The organism is Pseudomonas sp. R5(2019) (assembly GCF_009905435.1).
In the GTDB taxonomy this organism is placed as follows: Bacteria; Pseudomonadota; Gammaproteobacteria; order Pseudomonadales; family Pseudomonadaceae; genus Aquipseudomonas.
Genome location: NZ_JAAAMT010000018.1, coordinates 36,165 through 54,496 on the forward strand (window position 1 = coordinate 36,165; position 18,332 = coordinate 54,496).

12 protein-coding genes and 1 pseudogene are annotated in these 18,332 nt (G+C 57.7%); 10 read left to right on the top strand and 3 right to left on the bottom strand.

Features of this window, described 5'->3' with window-relative positions; translation table 11 throughout:
* Positions 1-17 precede the first annotated feature (17 nt).
* A pseudogene (locus tag GUY40_RS28785) lies at positions 18-107 on the top strand (hypothetical protein); the annotation flags it as partial.
* Positions 108-302: 195 nt separating this feature from the next.
* Here GUY40_RS28785 and GUY40_RS13905 read toward each other — a convergent pair.
* Positions 303-1,775 carry a carotenoid oxygenase family protein gene (locus GUY40_RS13905; protein ID WP_166569521.1) on the bottom strand — a complete coding sequence of 491 codons (1,473 nt, stop codon included), beginning with the start codon at positions 1,773-1,775 and terminating at the stop codon, positions 303-305.
* 44 nt (positions 1,776-1,819) lie between these two features.
* A complete protein-coding gene (locus GUY40_RS13910) occupies positions 1,820-2,779 on the bottom strand; it encodes a LysR family transcriptional regulator (RefSeq protein WP_166569522.1) in 960 nt (319 codons plus the stop codon).
* 623 nt (positions 2,780-3,402) lie between these two features.
* Here GUY40_RS13910 and GUY40_RS13915 point away from each other — a divergent pair.
* Positions 3,403-4,467: an aromatic ring-hydroxylating dioxygenase subunit alpha gene (locus GUY40_RS13915; protein ID WP_166569523.1), complete on the top strand. Its 1,065-nt coding sequence runs from the start codon at positions 3,403-3,405 to the stop codon at positions 4,465-4,467.
* Between the two features lie 195 nt (positions 4,468-4,662).
* Here GUY40_RS13915 and GUY40_RS13920 read toward each other — a convergent pair whose 3' ends face one another.
* Positions 4,663-5,715, bottom strand: a complete 1,053-nt coding sequence (locus GUY40_RS13920; protein ID WP_166569524.1) for an amidohydrolase family protein — start codon at positions 5,713-5,715, stop codon at positions 4,663-4,665.
* 163 nt (positions 5,716-5,878) lie between these two features.
* Between GUY40_RS13920 and GUY40_RS13925 the strand changes: the two genes are divergently transcribed.
* The 8 genes from GUY40_RS13925 to GUY40_RS13960 all read left to right on the top strand — a co-directional run bounded on the left by GUY40_RS13925 (position 5,879) and on the right by GUY40_RS13960 (position 18,320).
* Positions 5,879-7,042: an acyl-CoA dehydrogenase family protein gene (locus GUY40_RS13925; RefSeq protein WP_166569525.1), complete on the top strand. Its 1,164-nt coding sequence runs from the start codon at positions 5,879-5,881 to the stop codon at positions 7,040-7,042.
* A 294-nt stretch (positions 7,043-7,336) separates the two neighbouring features.
* A complete protein-coding gene (locus GUY40_RS13930; RefSeq protein ID WP_166569526.1) occupies positions 7,337-8,752 on the top strand; it encodes an MFS transporter in 1,416 nt (471 codons plus the stop codon).
* Positions 8,753-8,795: 43 nt separating this feature from the next.
* Positions 8,796-10,934, top strand: a complete 2,139-nt coding sequence (locus GUY40_RS13935) for a PQQ-dependent dehydrogenase, methanol/ethanol family (protein WP_166569527.1) — start codon at positions 8,796-8,798, stop codon at positions 10,932-10,934.
* A gap of 52 nt (positions 10,935-10,986) precedes the next feature.
* On the top strand, positions 10,987-11,418 hold the full coding sequence (locus GUY40_RS13940; RefSeq protein ID WP_166569528.1) for a carotenoid oxygenase family protein: 432 nt from the start codon (positions 10,987-10,989) through the stop codon (positions 11,416-11,418).
* A gap of 230 nt (positions 11,419-11,648) precedes the next feature.
* Positions 11,649-13,259 carry a DUF1302 family protein gene (locus GUY40_RS13945; protein ID WP_166569529.1) on the top strand — a complete coding sequence of 537 codons (1,611 nt, stop codon included), beginning with the start codon at positions 11,649-11,651 and terminating at the stop codon, positions 13,257-13,259.
* A gap of 64 nt (positions 13,260-13,323) precedes the next feature.
* Positions 13,324-14,688, top strand: coding sequence for a DUF1329 domain-containing protein (locus tag GUY40_RS13950; RefSeq protein WP_166569530.1), 1,365 nt, complete (start codon positions 13,324-13,326; stop codon positions 14,686-14,688).
* 73 nt (positions 14,689-14,761) lie between these two features.
* Positions 14,762-15,811: a YCF48-related protein gene (locus tag GUY40_RS13955; RefSeq protein ID WP_166569531.1), complete on the top strand. Its 1,050-nt coding sequence runs from the start codon at positions 14,762-14,764 to the stop codon at positions 15,809-15,811.
* A 16-nt stretch (positions 15,812-15,827) separates the two neighbouring features.
* Entirely contained in the window at positions 15,828-18,320 is a 2,493-nt protein-coding gene (locus tag GUY40_RS13960; protein ID WP_166569532.1) for an RND family transporter, read from the top strand.
* Positions 18,321-18,332: the final 12 nt, after the last annotated feature.

An 18,332-nucleotide genomic window follows, 5' to 3' on the forward strand; every position in this document is an offset into this window, starting at 1 on the left:
GTAAACCGATCATCCTGATGCACCGCAGCGCTCGTGCAAGGGAAGCGGCTCAGTCGCACACCGGTGCGTTGGCCGGCGACGTCCAGGTAATGCGTACCCTGGTAGAGCGCGAGGCCGTGGTGGTGGTGGAAACCATGGATGAAATGTTCGATATCGCCGCCATCCTGGCCCGCTACCTGCGTGAAAGGCCTTCATCCTGTTGCGCAGTCGCCTACCAGGGGCGCGTGCAATTCGGCAAAACGGCGAAAACAAAAAGGCGCGACCATCCAACCATCGGTCGCGCTTTTGTACGCCGTGATGGCTCAAACCACCGACGCTTTGCCTTTGGTCAGCTGATCTGCAGGTACCCAGTTACCGTGCAAGCCGCTGCGCAAGTGCGTCGGAATGTGGATCGTAGCAATAGGGCCTTCGTCGACATGTTGCGCATCGAGGATTACCAGTGCTGACGACATGGTCTCGTAGACATTCATCAGCCCCATCAGATAACCATCGCCTTCGGGGGCGTTTGCATTGCGGGGGACAAAAACTGGCTCCTGCAGGGTGGTCTTCGGCCCGCAGAACCATTGTTTGCTGACTCCGGTGGCCATGTCGATATGGCCCCAAGCATTTATCAGAAGGCCGGAAATACTGCGTCCGGTGGTGGGATCCAGCGGCAGACTGGGATCCATGACACACATGTAGCCGTGGCGATACGAGTGGCAGGCGTAGCGCTCATCGATCTTCGGGAATTCACCCATCATGTTCGAGAGTGTGCGAGCTTCCCAGCTGCCATCCTTGGAGCTCAGGTCCAGGGTCCAGCGCGTCATACGCGCGGAGCCTCCTTCGCGATCGAACGGGGCGCCGGTGATGTCCGGGAAGAAGGGGAAGGCGTTGCTACGAGCTACCGGCGTGTCGAAATGAATTTTTGTGCCATCGTTGAACGCGTTCATCACATGGGAGCAGAATTGATTCGGCGCCCTGAACAGACGCAGGTCCTTGCCCTCGCCGCGGCGCGGCAGAACTGCAAGATAGACATCCTTCGAACTGTCCCAGCCGAATACCGGCTTGCCTTCACGAGCGCGTTCCAGGCTGGTGCAGACGGGCACGATGGGCCAAACAACATAGTCTTCGGTAACGCCGAAGTCATGCATCAGGTTGGCATAGGGAACCTTGAACCAGGTTTCGTGAACCACTTGGCCGTGGCGGTCGATTACGTAGTAGGCGACATCGTCTGACCCTATGCCTTTGGCGTGGTAACCGAAGCCAATCATCTCCCCGGTCGCATAGTCGTATTTCGGGTGAGCAGTGAACGCTTCGCTGGTTACCTTTCCGCCGAAGCTGGTATCGCCAATGGTTTCCAGAGTGAAGGGATCCATCTCCGTGGGAAGGCTGTCTTCCTTCATCGCATACAGGCGTCCCTCGTGGAAGAAAATATTGGTGTTGGCAGTGCTGCGACTGATGCCTTCCACACTCGGGTCGTCGGTGTACGGGTTGCGGTAGGCCCCGAACAGGGGATGGCCAGCCTTCTCCTCAGCGAGGAACTTTTGAGTACGGGCGTAGCGGGTCTTGAGGCTTACGCGCCCCTTCTCGAAACGGAACATGGAGATCATGCCGTCGCCGTTGAAGTAAATGTCATTCCCCAGCAGCGGTGGGTAGTGCGGGTCTGGCCCGACGCGATAGAACGCCCCTTCGATGTCCGGCAGCTGACCCTCGATCTCCAGGTCGGAAATGTCGAGCTCCATGCGGTTTGGTCGGTTGAAGCCGGTATAGATTGGCAGTTGCGGAAAAGTCTTCATCGGGCGTCCTCGCTGAGGTTTTGTAATGGGACCGGGATGACAGGCTAAGTCGTATGTGGGCGTGCGGGTAGGGCCAAGGACGGAATCCGGTGTTCCGTTTCTGGAACGCTCTTGGCTCTGGAGTAGTTACTGAATTCCGCGCGCAGCACCTCGAGAAATGCGTTCAACCGTGCGGGTTGATGTCGTCGTTCGACGTAGGAGGCATAGGCTTGGGTGGGTGGTAACGAAAGCTCGGGTAGCAGGCGTTGCAAGCGGCCGGCGGCCACTTCAGCGGTGCACATGGCCACCGGCAGAATCGATATTCCGACCCCTTCCAGTGCCAGTTGGAAGGCAACGCCAATTTCCGACACCAAGGCGCGCACTCTTGGGCTGTTGGCGTTGCCGGCCTCCACTGGCCAGGCACCGTCGCGTAAATGTGTGTCCAGCAAAACCCAATCGAAGTTTGCAAGGTCTTCGATTGAGTTTGGTTTACCTGAGCGGGCGATGAACTCTGGGCTGGCATAGAGCCCACGTTCCAGTTCCGCTAGCAAGCGGCTAGGTAGATTTGGATTGCCAACCCGGCCGACATGGATGGCAACATCATAGGCGCTTTCGCCGAGGTCCACCGGATTGTTGGTCGCCATTATCTCCAGCTTAACCAGGGGATACTGGCGAGCGAAGCAAGCAATCACGCGGGTCACCACCGCTCCGCCGAAGCCGAAGGGCATGCTGATGCGAAGGGTGCCGGTGGGCTCCGAGTGCGTCTCACTTGCTAGGTCGGTGACGCTCGCCACTTCAGTGCGGATGCGCTCACAGTGCTCCAGGATCGCCTTCCCGGCTTCAGTGAGCATAACGCCCCGGGCGTTGCGCTTGACCAGGACCAATTCCAACTGCTCCTCCAGAGCCCGCAATTGGCGGCTGAGGGTGGCCTTGGGTACGCCGCAACGAACACTTGCGCGGGCCAGGCTCCCTGCAGTGGCGATCTCGTGAAAAAGCATCAGTGCATTCAGATCGATGGTCGGCACGAAGGATCCTGCTAAGTAAGGAGACCTGATGGATAGTACCGCAGATGAAACGGTGGGTGGTGGGGCGGGGAATGTGGCCGCGCTTGCGGAGGCCGAGTAATGGGCTCTTGCGAGCATCCAGGTAGGCTGCGGCGCACCGAAAGCGGGGTACGAGCAGTTACCGTATGAAAATAGCAAGCAAGCCTTATGTAAACAATGCGATGACGTCAAGACTGTGTTCGAAACCGTTGACGCAGGCCTGCTGGTTGCCTTATATAAGAAATGCTTACTTGTGTGATGAAGAGATCACATGGCAGGACGAGAGCACCAACAATAATGAGCCTCATACCGGAACGCGCGCATGCCCCTCAACACTCCCATCGGCACTGATGCCGTTAAGCCCATAAGCGTTGGCTGGGATGCTTGCGAAATCGACTCCGCTCTACTGCTTCGAGAGTGGGAGGATGGTCCTGAGCTGGGTGGCACTGAGCTGCCTCGACTCCTGTCGGCTAATCGTGGAGCCGCTTCTCAGGGGCGCGGGGGGTAGCTGCGTTCAAGGGGCTGGAAGGAATAGGGGAGTCGGGGTTTGATTCGGCCGCACATGTTCCGGCGGCATCCATCAAACAACCATAAGAGGATTAGCTATGAAATACGTAAGAAATTGTTGGTACATGGTCGGCTGGAAAGAAGACTTTCCTGCCGGTGAAATCAAGCCGTTCACTCTTCTTGAAGAATCCGTAGTGCTCTTCAGAAACGCAGATGGCAAATTGGTGGCCCTGGCTGACCGCTGCTGCCACCGCTTGGCCCCGTTGTCGGTCGGGCGTCTCGAAAGCGATGGGCTGCGCTGCATGTATCACGGATTGAAATTTGCAGATGATGGGCGGTGCATCGAAGTGCCCGGGCAGGACAGGATTTCGCCCCTTCTCCGCGTGCCGACTTATCCAGTAGTGGAGTTGCACGGTGCCGCATGGATCTGGATGGGGGATCCGGCAAAGGCTGACGAATGCTTGATTCCTCCCTTTGTCGGCCATATCCATCCTGACTGGTCGATGATTCCTGGTCGAATGGACTATGACGCGCACTACCGCCTGATCAATGACAATCTGCTGGATTTGTCGCATTTGACTTATGTGCATGGCGCCCCCGACTCCTTCGCTGCAGAAGAGCAGTGGGTTGGTGCCAAGGTAAGCGTGCAGCGTTTGGAGCGGGGGGTTCGAGTTTCTCGCTGGATTGAGGGAACCCCTGGGTTGGATGGGAATGGCGGGAAGAGGGACCTCTGGACCAGTTACGACTTTCTGGTGCCGGGAATCTTCCTTCTTCGAGGTGATACCTATCCGCTGGGCACGGCGGAGAAGTTCAACCGCCAAGAGCCGGACTCAAGCGTAGAGCCGTTGCGTAAGACGCTGTCCTGCCAGGCGGTTACCCCTCTCACTGAATTTACCAGCTGCTATTTCTTCGCGTTTGGTCCTTGGTCGAAGGAGCCAGACAAGAAAGAACTCTTCCTGAAAATTGCCCAGCAAGCATTCAGTGAGGACAAGGTCATCGTGGAAGCGCAGCAGCGTACCATCCTGCGCTCGCCCGGGGTGCGCGTCATTCCGCTTGCCGCGGACCAAGCCATTGTTCAGTTCAACAAGTTGCTTGAGCAGATGATGGAGGAGGAGGCGCGGGTCGCAAGTGCTCCGGTAGAGGTTCACTCCGCAGCGGGTTGATCCCCCCGATCGCTCGATGCCGGCACTGAATGGATTCTAGTGCCGGCCGGCTTTGCTCCGCTTGTATTGTTTCAGTCGATGGGAGGCTGCTTGCTGCGCGGTTTCCAAGCGGATGCTGAAAGTCGGGGGCACAAAAAAGGTATCCGGTGTCCCGTCCTGAAGGTTTACACCTGTTTCAGGACGGAACAGGGTGTTTCAATCGAGCTTGAAGAGTCGCGTGGCATTGGTCTCGAAGAACTTCTTCTTGGCCTGGTCACTGATGTTCATGTTGTCCAGGGCCGTGACTTCGGCAGGATCGTATTGGTAAGGGTAATCCATGGCATACATGACGCGGTCTTCGCCGATCTGCTCTTGGGTGAATTGCACTGCAGGCTCCCAGGCCATGCCACTGTTGGTGATGTAAAAGTTTTCCTTGAGGTAGTCACTGGGCTTGCGCTCGAGCGGTTGCATGCTGGCGTAGCGCTTTGAACGTACGGTCGCGGCATGCATGTAGTCCAGGCGGAACATCCAGAAAGGTAGTGCCTCGCCCATGTGCCCGAGGATCATCTGCAGTTTGGGGAAACGGTCGAATACTCCGGCTGTGATGATGCGCAAGGCGTGCATACCGGTTTCAACCCCAAAGCCGAAAATGGCACCGTCCAAGCCACAGTCGAGCATCGGCTCGATCATGTTTTTTGGTGGCGTCATGGGGTGTAGGTAGATCGGTACACCCAGAGCTTCGGCTGCTTCGAAGATTTCCCAGAATTTGGGATCGGACAAGTATTCGCCGTGAGTATGGGAGTTAATGATAACCCCCTTGAGCCCAAGCTCGGTGACTCCGCGGTGAATCTCCTTGGCGGCCGCAGCTGGGTCTTGAGGGGCTGCGGCTGCCAGGCCAGCGAGGCGACCAGGGTGACGTGCGACGGCCTCTGCAAGCCAGTCATTGGAGTAGCGGGCGAAGGAGACGGCGTCGGCTTTGTCCATGACCTGTACGCCCGGGGATGTCAGCGAGAGGATCTGCATGTCGATACCGGCAGCGTCCATGTGGCGCAGGCGCTGAGTCTCCATCTCTTCCAGGCCGTCGATGATAAAGCGCGCACGCTCACTGGTACCACTGAGGTAAAAGCTCCACATGGTATTGAAGCCAGGATCATCCAGGGTCTTGCCCGTGGTCATGCGTCGATAGATATCGATCATCTCCGGCGGAGCGAAGGCTTCTTCGGTGGCGATGCGTCGATAGGGGGCCTTGCTCGGGGGCTGGTTTGTCATTGTTGTGCTCCAGATGGGTTGTTGGAAGTATAACGTATATAAGGTTTACGTATCTTGTAAAGGTGCGTCCATACGATTTTGGTCAGAATAGAGGCTTTACAATCTATATAAGATAGGCTTACATGTGATGCATAACTCCAATCAACCCACAGGGATCTGCTCCATGGCCAGCGCATTTGATTCTCAAAGCTTTCAGGCACTCCTGGATACCGTCGAACGTTACGTGAAAAACCGTCTGATGCCTCTCGAAGAGCTCGTCGAAGAGAAAAACGCCGTGCCGGAAGAAATCGTTGCCGAGATGCGCGAGATGGGCCTTTTTGGCTTGGGTATCCCTCAGGAATATGAAGGCCTGGAGCTGGATATCGAGCAGGAGATGCAGGTACAGATGCTGTTCAGCCAGACCTCCCAGGCCTTTCGCCTGGTGTTCTGGCCTAACGTGGGGATTGGCAGCAAGGGCATTGTGTTGGCTGGTACTCCCGAGCAGAAACAACGCTACCTGCCCAAGTTGGCCAGCGGTGAATACCGAGCGGCCTTCTGCCTGACGGAGCCTGAGGCAGGCTCCGATGCTGCCAGCTTGAAAACCACGGCGGTGCGTGACGGTGACCACTATGTGCTCAACGGCACCAAGCGTTTCATCACCAACGCCTTGCACGCCGATATTTTTACGGTGATGGCCCGCACGGACAGGAGCAAACCTGGCGCGGACGGTATCAGCGCCTTTATCGTGGAGCGCAATACGCCCGGCCTGCACATTGGCAAGCAAGAAAAGAAGATGGGCCAGCGAGGCTCGGCCATTTGCGATGTGATTCTCGAGAATGTTCGCGTGCCGGCCGATGCCATCATTGGCGGGGCGCAAAATGAAGGTAAGGGCTTTCGCATTGCCATGCAGGTGCTCGATAGCGGCCGTGCCAGCGTGGCCGCCTCTGCCGTAGGGTTGGCTCGGCGGATTATCGACGAGGCGGCGCGTTACGCGTTGCAACGCAAACAGTTCGGTCAGCCCATCGCGAATTTCCAATTGATCCAGGCGATGCTTGCTGACTCTGAAGCCGAATACCTTGCGGGTCTGGCGCTGGCCCTGCGGGCGGGTCAGGCCCTGCAGCAGGGCGAAGATGCGCGCACGCTAGCGGCCTCTGCCAAATATTTCTGTTCGGAAATGGTGGGCCGTGTCGCTGATCGCGCCGTGCAGATCTTCGGTGGTAGCGGATATGTCGCCGAGTACCCGGTGGAGCGCCTTTATCGCGATGCGCGGGCCATGCGCATCTACGAAGGCACCAGTCAGGTACTGCAACTGGTCATCGCCAAGACCATGCTCAAACGCTACGAGTGAAACCTTGGAACGTCCCGTAACGGGCCGAGTTGATATGGGCCTGGAGCCCTTGCAGTCTGGTCTTGGTGTGTAGATCAAGTGCGATCTCGTCGTTCTGAAGGTGGCTGACCCCTTCAAAGTCATTGTGGGTGAATCGCGCGCTGTCAAATGCTGGCTATTATTTAAGCAATACTTATATAAGCTATATTGCCACTGCTGGCTGAAGTCGCTAGGCTAGGGCAACAAACGTCTGCTCTGGCCCAAGCGTTTCCAACAACAAATAGAAGTCGCGCAGCGGCTCGACAGGAGTATGTGATGAGTCTCTCCAGCACCCGCCAGACCCCCGTGTCTGTGCAATCACCCGTGTCAACGACACTCAATTCACGTGGTTATCGAGCCTGGCTGCTGTGCATGCTGGTGCTGGTGTATGCGTCCAGTTTCATGGACCGCATTATCATGGCGACGGTGGGCCAGGCCGTTAAAGAGGACTTGCAACTGAGCGACTTACAGCTTGGGTTGCTGGGCGGCCTGGCATTCGCACTGTTCTACACCGTGCTGGGTTTACCGATTGCTCGTTTCGCCGAACGTCGAAGCCGTGTTCGCATCATTGGCAGTTGCGTAATTGTGTGGTCGGCGATGACCGCCTTGTGCGGCACCGCCAACAACTTTGTCCAGTTGTTGCTGTTCCGCATGGGGGTCGGGGTAGGGGAGGCAGGGTGTGTCCCCGCTGCGCATTCGCTGATTGCCGATCACTTCCCTCGCGAGCGGCGTGCCACGGCCCTGGCCCTGTTCTCCCTGGGCGTGCCACTGGGCGCCGCGGGCGGTGCTGTGTTGGGAGGGTGGATGGTGCAGCACTATGGCTGGCGCGAGGCGTTTTACGTGATGGGCTTGCCGGGTATTGCCCTGGGCCTGCTGGTGTACGCAACACTCCGCGAGCCCCAGCGTGGTCTGTCCGAAGAGCGTTATCAGGACAGTGACAATGTCCCGTCGTTCGTGACCGTATTGAAGCGAATGTTCGGTCTGGCAACGTTTCGTCGAATATCACTAGGTGCTGGGTTGGGCGGGTTTGCCGTCTACGGTATCAATCTGTTCATACCGGTGTACATGATCCGTGCCTTCGATATGAGTTACGCCAAGGCTGGGTTGATGTTCGCGATCATTTCCGGCGGTGCGGGGATGATTGGTGGTGCGCTGGGCGGTGTGATCAGTGATTGGGCTGGGCGGCGTGGAGAGAAATGGTATGGCTGGGTACCGGCCTTGAGTTTTCTGGCCGCTGCTCCTTGCTACGTAGTCGGTTTCCTGCAGGAGAGCTGGCAGTTGAGCGTGGTTTGGATTGCCATCGGTTGTATGTTCGTGATGTTTCACCAACCTCCAACGTTTGCTGTGACCCAGAACCTGGCCGAGCCACGGATGCGAGCATCGGCGTCGGCCATCCTGCTATTTGTACTCAATCTCATTGGAATGGGCCTGGGGCCACTGTTTATTGGCTTGGCCAGTGACCTTTATGCCGCTCGCGACTTTTCGCTCGGTGATTACAGCACGCTATGCCCAGGTGGTATGGCTCCGGCGAATGCCGAAGCGATACTGGCCGAGGCCTGTCATGGTGCCTCAGTGATTGGCTTGCGCAGTGCCATCGTGACCTGTGCTGGGGGCTTCATCTTGGCGGCAATGGTGTACTACCTCGCTGGCAGGAGCATGGCCCGCGACTTGAATACCAGCGTACACCCCTGAAGTAGCCAGGCGGGACAGCTACCAGCCGGACGATGAGGACACCATGAGTTTAATGCCTACCTATACGAGAAAACATGTTTTACGGCTAGTGGTAACCCTGCTGGTGCTGACAGGCCTTGGGCCAGCGCAGGCAGAAGAGCAGGCACCAGCCGCCGACAGTTGGCCGCAGGGCGGGGGCTTTCGGAAGCAATACTACTCACCTTTGCAGCAAATCGATGAACGCTCGGTCGGACGTCTGGGGTTGGCCTGGGAGGTCGACGCCAGTGTCCGCCGAGGTCGGGTTCAACGCGGTATGCAGGCGACACCAGTGATGGCCGACGGAGTGCTGTATGCCGCGGGCCCCTGGGGTGTTGTGCAGGCCGTCGACGCTGTCACGGGCAAGGAACTATGGCGTTTTGATCCGCAATTGGATGGTGCTTGGGCCCGCAAGACCTGTTGCGATGTCAGTAACCGTGGGGTGGCCTTGGCGGACGGTCGCATCTATGTCGGCCAGTTAGATGGTTACCTGGTCAGCCTCGACGCAAAAACTGGCAAGGTGCTTTGGAAGGTCGATACTTTCGTAGATCGCAGCCGTGGCTATACCCTATCCGGCGCCCCACAGGTCGCTGGCAATACTGTAGTAATTGGCAACGCTGGCGCCGAGTTCGGCGTGCGTGGCTATGTCACAGCCTACGACCTGAAGACCGGTGAACAGCGCTGGCGTTTTTTCACGGTGCCGGGCGATCCGAAAAACGGTTACGAAAGCCCGGAAATGGAGATGGCGGCCAAGACCTGGAGCAAAGACACGCTATGGGAGGCGGGTGGCGGCGGCACTGTTTGGGACAGCATGGTCTACGACCCACAACTTAACCTGCTGTACATCGGTGTTGGCAATGGCGCACCCCATCCAGTCTGGCTGCGTAGTCAGGAGCAGACCGACAATCTGTTTCTGTCTTCAATTTTGGCTATCAACCCGGACACCGGACGTATGGTCTGGTACTACCAGACTACGCCGGGTGACAGCTGGGACTTCACCGCGACCCAGCCGATGGTGCTGGCAGAACTGAAGATAGATGCGCAAATCGTACCTGTGCTGATGCAGGCACCGAAGAACGGCTTCTACTACGTACTGGATCGGCGCAACGGCAAACTGATCTCGGCCGAGAAGTACGTCACGGCAACCTGGGCTGACCATGTTGATCTAGCCACCGGGCGTCCGGTCAAGACCGAACAGGGCGACTACAGCAAGAGCGCCAAGCTGATCTACCCTTCACCCCTTGGCGGTCACAACTGGATGCCCATGGCGTTCAGTCCCCAAACCGGCCTTGCCTACATTCCTGTGATCGATGTAGCCATGGTGTTCTCCACCGAAAAAGCCTGGCATTACCAGAAGGGCAGCATGGATTGGGGATCGACCTACACGCCCTTTTTTGCCCTTCCTCAGCAGGCCTTGGCGCAATTGACCGCCAACCAGCCCAAGCCGCGCTTCGAGGAATACCTGATGGCCTGGGATCCTCTCAAGCAGAAAGAGGTTTGGCGGGTACCCAATAGTGGCATGTGGAATGGTGGGACTTTAGCGACTGCCGGAAATCTCGTGTTCCAAGGTACCACCGATGGTCATTTGCGAGCCTACCGAGCCACGGATGGTCAACTGCTCAAGGACATCGACGTTGGCACCGGCATCATGGCTGCGCCCATGAGTTACTCGATCAACGGTGAACAATACATTGCTGTCCTGGCAGGTTATGGCGGCCTGGTCGGCTCCCAACTGATGCCGGGCGCCGCAGCTTACGAAAACTCCAACCGTGGTCGATTGTTGGCATTCAAGCTCGACGGCACTCCCACGCCTTTGCCCGAGAGACGCCCAGAACCGGGGTTAAACGAGTTACCAGCGCGATTGCCAGTAAACGCCGAAGACCTGGCCCAGGGGGCGAACTTGTTCGCTCTGCATTGTGCGCGCTGCCATGGAGGCGGGATCGGCGTAACGCGTTCCAATTACCCGGACCTGTTCAACATGCCGCTGGGCATGCACACCGCGTTTGAGCAGATCGTGCTCGGCGGCATCCTGGCCAATGGTGGTATGGCGTCTTTTGCTGATGTGCTGGATGCCAAGGGAGTGAGCAGTATTCATGCCTATCTGATCGACACGGCCCACCGGCAGCGTGACGGTGAAAAAGTCGCGCCGTCAGTACGTGGCCACTGATAACAATAAGCACTTTTGCAGGAGAGTGGCGAGATGATCCAAGCCAGGCGAGATGATCGAAGAGACTACGATTGGCCCGCCAGGCGATTTTCCACGGGTTGCGGATAAGGACTTCATGGTCAATTACCGCATTGGCTACTACCAGGGTTACAACCCGGAAAACGGCCCACCACTGATCAGTGGGCCCGTTGGGGCGGGGTTCAATACCATTATGCGTCTGGACCTGCATACGGGCGAGATCAAGTCTTTCGCACCGGGACCGTCCTGTACCGTGCAAGAGCATGTACACATCGCTTCCCGACAGCCGGGGCATGAAGGCTACCTGGCATTTGTCGTGGACCTGCATGACCAGCAACTCAGCGAGATCCTGTTGCTGGAAGCCGAACACCCCGAGAGTGGGCCGATTGCCCGCATCAAGTTGCCCCTGCGCTTGCGTTGCCAGGTTCACGGTAACTGGGTGAGCGCCCAAGCTCTGGCCCGCTGATCCCCACTATCCTGCCGCAACCTGCCGTACGCACGGTCTGACTGCCCATTCGAGGCGGTCGACCGCTGCCTGCGCGTGTCACCATCATTTATTTTTTGCCTTACATAAGGCTTCCTGACATTTACTCGTTGAAAAGAACATTTATATAAGTAATATTGTCATTGTGTGCAGCGTCGACAACGACCTGCTGGCGGAACGACGTTCTTATAAAAATAAACGAGGAAGACGTTGTGAAGAATTATCTCAACCGTAACAAGCGCATGTGGTTCGTGGTCCAGGCAGCGAGCGCCTGCATGGTCAGTTTGGCGGGCACGACCAGTGTGCAGGCTTACACCTTCGACACCGGCAACCCTGATTACAACCTCAGCCTGGGCAGCACGCTGCGTTACAACCTGGGCATGCGTGCCGAAGGCCGCCAGGATGATGTAGTGGCCGCCGGCAACAACAGCACCTACAGCTACGCCAAGGGTGGCATCTACACCAACCGCCTGGATCTGCTGACCGAGCTGGATGCCGACTTCCGGCAGACGGTAGGCGTAAGGGTCAGTGGCTCAGCCTGGTACGATCAGGCCTTCAACAACTCGCCACCTGACGAGGTCACGAACTACACCAACAATCACTGGTCCGACACTGCCAGACGCTATAGCGAGGGACCTTCGGCCGAGTTCCTTGATGCGTACGTCTGGGGTGCTCATTCGTTCGCCAACGGCATGGATGTCACCGGGCGGGCAGGGCGTCAGGCGGTGCTTTGGGGCGAGGTCATCGCCTCGTCGGCGCACAGCATCTCCCACGCCCAGGCACCGACGGATCTGAACAAACTGTTTTCCAACCCGGGTGCCACGGCCAAGGAAACCGCCTTGCCGGTTGGCAGTCTGTGGGGCCAACTGCAACTGAACCCGCAGTGGTCGGTAGAGGGCCAGTACTTCTATGAGTGGCGCCCCAACCGTTGGCCCGAAGGTGGTACGTTCATGGCGCCGCTGGACTTTGTCCTGGAGGGGCCGGACACCGGCTTTGGCAGATTGCGCAACGGCGGTATCGACTCGCCCCATGCGCCCCAGTTTGGTGTCGCCGTACGCTATGCCCCGCAATGGTTCAGTGGCGCGACGCTTGGCCTGTATGCGCGACAGTTCAACGAAACCAGCTTCTGGACAGACATTGACTTTGCCGGCGGTGAATACAATTTCCGCTACGCCGAAAAGACCAAGTTGTATGGCATCAGCCTGGCCAAGAGTTTCGAAGGCGTGAGCACCGGTTTCGAAATGAGTGTGCGCCAGGACGCGGCACTGAACTCGACTTCGACACTGATTGATGGTGAAGGCGCCACAGGTAATACATTTCACGCCTTGGTCAACGGACAGATGTTTCTGGGCAGCAACCCACTGTGGTCGTCCGCCTTGCTGATGGGCGAATTGGCTTACAGCCGCTGGATGAGCGTCGACCACAATGAGCAGTTGTTCAACCGCTGTGACACCGACGCTCGACGCACTGCCGGTACTGACGATGTCGACTATGGCTGTGTCACCAAAGATTTCGCCTCCGCCTTTCTGGTGTTTACCCCCCAATGGACCGCTGTCGCACCAGGGTGGGACCTGTCCGCGTCCAGCAGTCTGAGCATCGGCTTGCACGGTAATGCCGCGACGCTGAGTGGTGGCAACGAGGGGGCTGGAAGCTATGGCCTTTCGCTGACGGCTTCTTACAACCAAAAGCATGACTTTACCCTGGCGTTCAACGACAACCTGGCCAACAGCAAGCGCACCCCCGCGGGTATCGACACCACCAACGGGCTGCCGTTGCAGGATCGAGGCCGCATTGTGTTCACCTATCAGACCTCAATTTTCTGATCGCCCAGCCGGCGACCTGTACGTACTGAATAAAAACAATCAAGCATTGACAGGAGATTGCAGAATGAAAACGACACACTCGATGCTCACCACCGTGCTCGCGACCTTCACACTGGTCGGTCATGCATTGGCAGTTCCCAGCGCTGCGGAAATCGCCGAGCTAGGCAACAAGCTCACCCCTTGGGGAGCTGAAAAGGCGGGCAATGCCGATGGCAGTATCCCGCCTTATACCGGCGGCCTGACAACGCCACCCGCAACTTATGATCCTGCCAGGCCGGGCTGGCGCACCGACCCGTTCCCGAACGACAAACCGCTGTACACCATCGATTCCAAAAACATGGACAAGCATCCGGATAAGCTTTCGCCGGGCACTCAGGAGTTGATGCGCAGATACCCAACGTTTCGTATCGACGTGTACCCCACTCGGCGTACCGCAGCCTATCCACAAGCTGTGCTGGAGAACAGTCAGGCCAACGCAAGCCGTTGTACGCTCAATGAAAAGGGAGGGATAGCCGATCCTGCGGTCTGCTATGGCGGTATTCCATTCCCGATTCCCAAGACGGGTCAGGAAGCGATTTGGAACCTATTCGCGCGCTATTATGGCAAGGCGATCGAATATCAGTGGACTGCCAATTACGTAAAACCTTCTGGCGAAGTGGTCAGCCCCAGTGTGACCAACCGACAGGAAGCTTCGGGTTTTTATTCAGACCGCAAGCCGAACTGGCGCGGCTATACCCGAACTGAATACACGGGGCCCGCGCGGCTTCGTGGTCAAGCCACCTATTGGTGGGACATGTACAGCGATCTGGACCGCCAAGCCTGGACTTACAGCCCGGGTACCCGGCGCGTCCGCCTTTCCCCTGACTTGGCTGCAGATACGCCCATCGCGGCGTTGGGTGGAGCCGTGCTGTACGACGAGGCTTACCTTTACGACGGCAATTTCGATCGCTTCGACTTCAAGCTGGTCGGTAAGCAGGAAATGTACATCCCCTACAACAATTACAAACTGATGTACGCCGACACCAATTCACCTTGCCATGCCAGCAAAGAATTGCTGCAGGCCAACTTCCCCAACCCCAATTGCATGCGTTGGGAGCTGCGCCGCGTGTGGCATATCAAGGGCACATTGAAATCTGGGCAGCGCCATGTGTTCGCAGAGCGCGACATCTATGTGGAAGAGGACGCTTGGTATGGTGGCATCCATGAAGGTCGTGATTCCGCTGGCAAGCTTTATCACATGACCCCAGTCGGCATTGCCGCGTCCTACGATATCAAGGCCCCGGCACAAGGCACTGCGATGTCGTTCGATTTCAGCACTGGCATTTACGTGTACAACGCCTTGGGGGTCAACGGCAATCGCCCGGTTGAGCCTCACTCGGAAAATCAGATGACCTCGAACTCGCTGAATCGATTCATTCTCAATCCTTGACGTAAGGAGGCGTGTGCAATCGCAACGAGGTTGCGCACCCTTCACCAGTACAAGAATAACAAGGTGAAAGATTATGCTGATCGAAAGAGTTGCCCAACTACTGGTTCTTATGCTGTTTGTTGTCAATGGGTCCCCTGCCATGGCCGACTCACAGGATATCCCGGCACGGGTCAGTGACAAGTCATCGGTGAATCGCTTGACAGCGGTCGCTCGCACTCCGCAGGGGCTGGTGGCTGTAGGCCCATGGGGGCGGATTTTGTTGGGCGACGCCGCAGGTAAACACTGGCAGCAGGTACCTGTGCCAGTCAGTTCGGACCTGGTAGCTGTCAACTTTCCCGATGCACTCAATGGTTGGGCTGTGGGTCATGACGGGGTCATCCTGCACAGTCAGGACGGGGGGCAGAGCTGGTCCAAGCAACTCGACGGCCGACACCTTGGAAAGTTGCTCACCGAATATTATGAGCCGCGAGTCAGCAGGGGCGAGGTGGATGCGAGCGTCATGGACAGCGTCAATCGCATGGTTACGGACGGTCCCAACATGCCTTGGCTCGATGTGTCGTTCAGCGACGCTCGCAATGGCCTGGTGGTGGGTGCGTTCAATCTCGCTCTGATGACTCACGACGGCGGTCAGACCTGGATACCGTTGCTTGAGCGTACGGCCAACCCGGAGGGCATGCATCTTTATGGCCTGGCGCGATCGGGGGCCGACCTGTATCTGGCGGGCGAGCGCGGGCTGCTACGACGCTGGAATCAGGCACGTAACACCTTCGAACCTTTACCCACGCCCTATCGCGGCACCTTTTTCGGGCTCTCGGCCAACGGCAATACATTGATCGCCTACGGACTGCGGGGCAACGCGTTTGCCAGCCATGATCGCGGCGATCACTGGCAACGTATCGAGACAGGAGCAGACGCATCCATTACCGGTAGCGCGACCCTGGCAGACGGCTCTTTGGTGTTGGCCTCCCAGAGCGGCCAGCTCATGGTCAGTGATCCTGCAGAGAACACCTTCGCCCCAATGACCCCTACACGATCGATGCCCTATTTTGGCATCGCCGCGGGGCCGGGCCGTTCAGTGATAGCGGTGGGCCCCTACGGTGTCCGCGTCGAAACGATCAAGTAATTTATCAGGGGGCACTATGGCTATCGACATGAATCAAAATGGCCTGTCTGGCGCACCTGTCACGCTGCACGACTTTGACCGGCGTTCGGGCAATCTGATGGAACGCGCGTTGTTCAACCATCGGCTGCTGTTCATCCTGCTCTGTCTGTTCGCCACACTGGCGCTGGGTTGGCAGGCAACCCGCCTGGTAGTGAATGCGGGATTTGACAAGGTCATTCCTCAAAATCACCCCTATGTGCAGAACTATTTCGCCAACCAGGACAAGTTGGTCGGCCTTGGCAACTCGGTGCGAGTTGTAGTGGAAAACACCCAGGGTTCGATACTCGATCCTGGCTTTCTCGATGCCAGCTTCAAGATCAATCAGGCACTGTTTCTCACGCCCGGGGTGGACAGAGCGTGGATGAGCTCGATCTGGATGGCCGCGGTGCGTTGGACCGCGGTCAACGAGGATGGCTTCGAGGGTGGGCCGGTCATGCCGGAAACCTACGACGGTTCCAGCAAGAGCCTTGAGCAATTGAACGCCAATATTCACAAGGCGGGCATTCTGGGCAGCTTGGTGGCCACCGACATGAAGTCGATTATGTTGGTTGTGCCCATGCAGGACCGGGACCCCGAAACCGGTGTGCGTCTGGACTACAGCACTTTTGCCGCCAATCTCGAGGCTATTCGGCAGCAGTACTCGACGGTAGGCAAGGGCGGTAACGTCGACGTGCATATCATCGGTTATGCCAAGCTGGTGGGTGATCTGATCGATGGGCTGGCTAACATCGTCAACTATTTTCTGATCTCGATCGCCATTGCTGCCTTGTTTCTTTACGCCTACACCCGCTGTGTGCGAAGCACTGTGTTGGTGGTGGTCGCCTCCTTGGTCGCAGTGCTCTGGCAACTCGGCATCGTGACCAGTCTGGGCTTTGAGTTGGACCCGTACTCGGTGCTGGTGCCCTTTTTGATCTTCGCTATCGGCGTCAGCCATGGCGCACAGAAGATGAACGGCATCATGCAGGATGTTGCCCGCGGAACTCCGGCCTATGTCGCGGCACGTTTTACTTTCCGCCGGCTATTTCTGGCGGGACTCACTGCCATTCTCGGCGACGCGGTGGGGTTTGCGGTATTGATGATTATCGATATTCCGGTAATCAAGGAGTTGGCCCTGACCGCCAGTATTGGCATGGCGACGCTGATTTTTACCAATTTGCTGCTGTTGCCGGTGGTGCTCTCATACACAGGCGTAAGCCGCACCGCGGCAGCTCGGGCATTGTGCATCGAGAAAAACGAAGACGCCGGCAGGGGACTGGGACGAGTGCTGGACGGCCTGGCACGGTTTACCGAGCGCCGACATGCGGTGGCGGCATTGTCGGTGGCTCTCGTGCTGGCGGTGGTAGGGTACGGAGTTCGCAGCCACCTGGCCATCGGTGACCTGGATCCTGGTGCTCCCGAGCTTTGGCCTCAGGCGCGCTACAACCAGGATATCAATTTCATAAACGATCATTATCGATTGTCGAGCGATCAGTTTGTCGTCATGGTCAAGACGCCAGCAGACGCTTGCTCCACAAGTGAGACGCTCAAGGAGGTCGAACGTTTCACCGTGATGCTACAGGAGTTACCCGGGGTTCTGCAGGCGAGCGCCTTGTCGGATAACGTGCGCAACATGATTGCCGGCCTTAACGAAGGCAGTCCCAAGTGGCTGACGATCTCGCGTGACCCCGCACTGACCGGCGTGGCGTCCTTTCAGGCCATGACAGACAACCCAGGGGCTGCAGACCGCATTTGCACCCTGTTGCCGGTGATCGCCTACCTCAAGGACCACAAAGCCGAAACCTTGAAGGCCGTGGTGGCTGCCGCCCAGGCTTTTGCCGACGAGAATTCCACCCCTGAGCGGCAGTTCCTTCTGGCCGCCGGCAGTGCCGGGATAGCGGCCGTGACCAACATTGTGGTCGAGCAGGCCAACCACACGATGCTCTTCTACGTCTTCGGTGCTATCACGGTGCTTTGCCTGATCACGTTCCGCAGTTGGCGCGCAGTACTGGTGGCGATCATCCCGTTGATATTGACGGCGATTCTGTGTGAGGCCCTGATGGTGTGGCTGGGCATTGGCGTCAAAGTGGCGACCTTGCCGGTTATTGCTCTTGGAGTGGGCATCGGCGTCGACTATGCGTTGTACCTGTTGTGTGTGCAACTGGTGCTTCAGCGTCGCGGTGTGCCTTTGAACCAGGCCTATCGCCAGGCGCTTGGTTTCACTGGCAAGGTGGTGGGCCTGATCGGTGTGACCATGGCGGCAGGTGTGGTGACGTGGATCTGGTCACCGATCAAGTTCCAGGCTGACATGGGTATTCTGCTGACCTTCATGTTCGTCTGGAACATGTTCGGGGCACTGATCCTGATTCCGGCGCTGTCGCATTTTCTGTTGCAGACCCGCGTACCGTCACCTCAATCTGCCGCGGAAGATACGAGCAAAGTGCGGCGCAAGGTCGATGCGGATGTCTGCCGGGTTGAAAATCTGAGTGTCTGAACGCAGTCATCA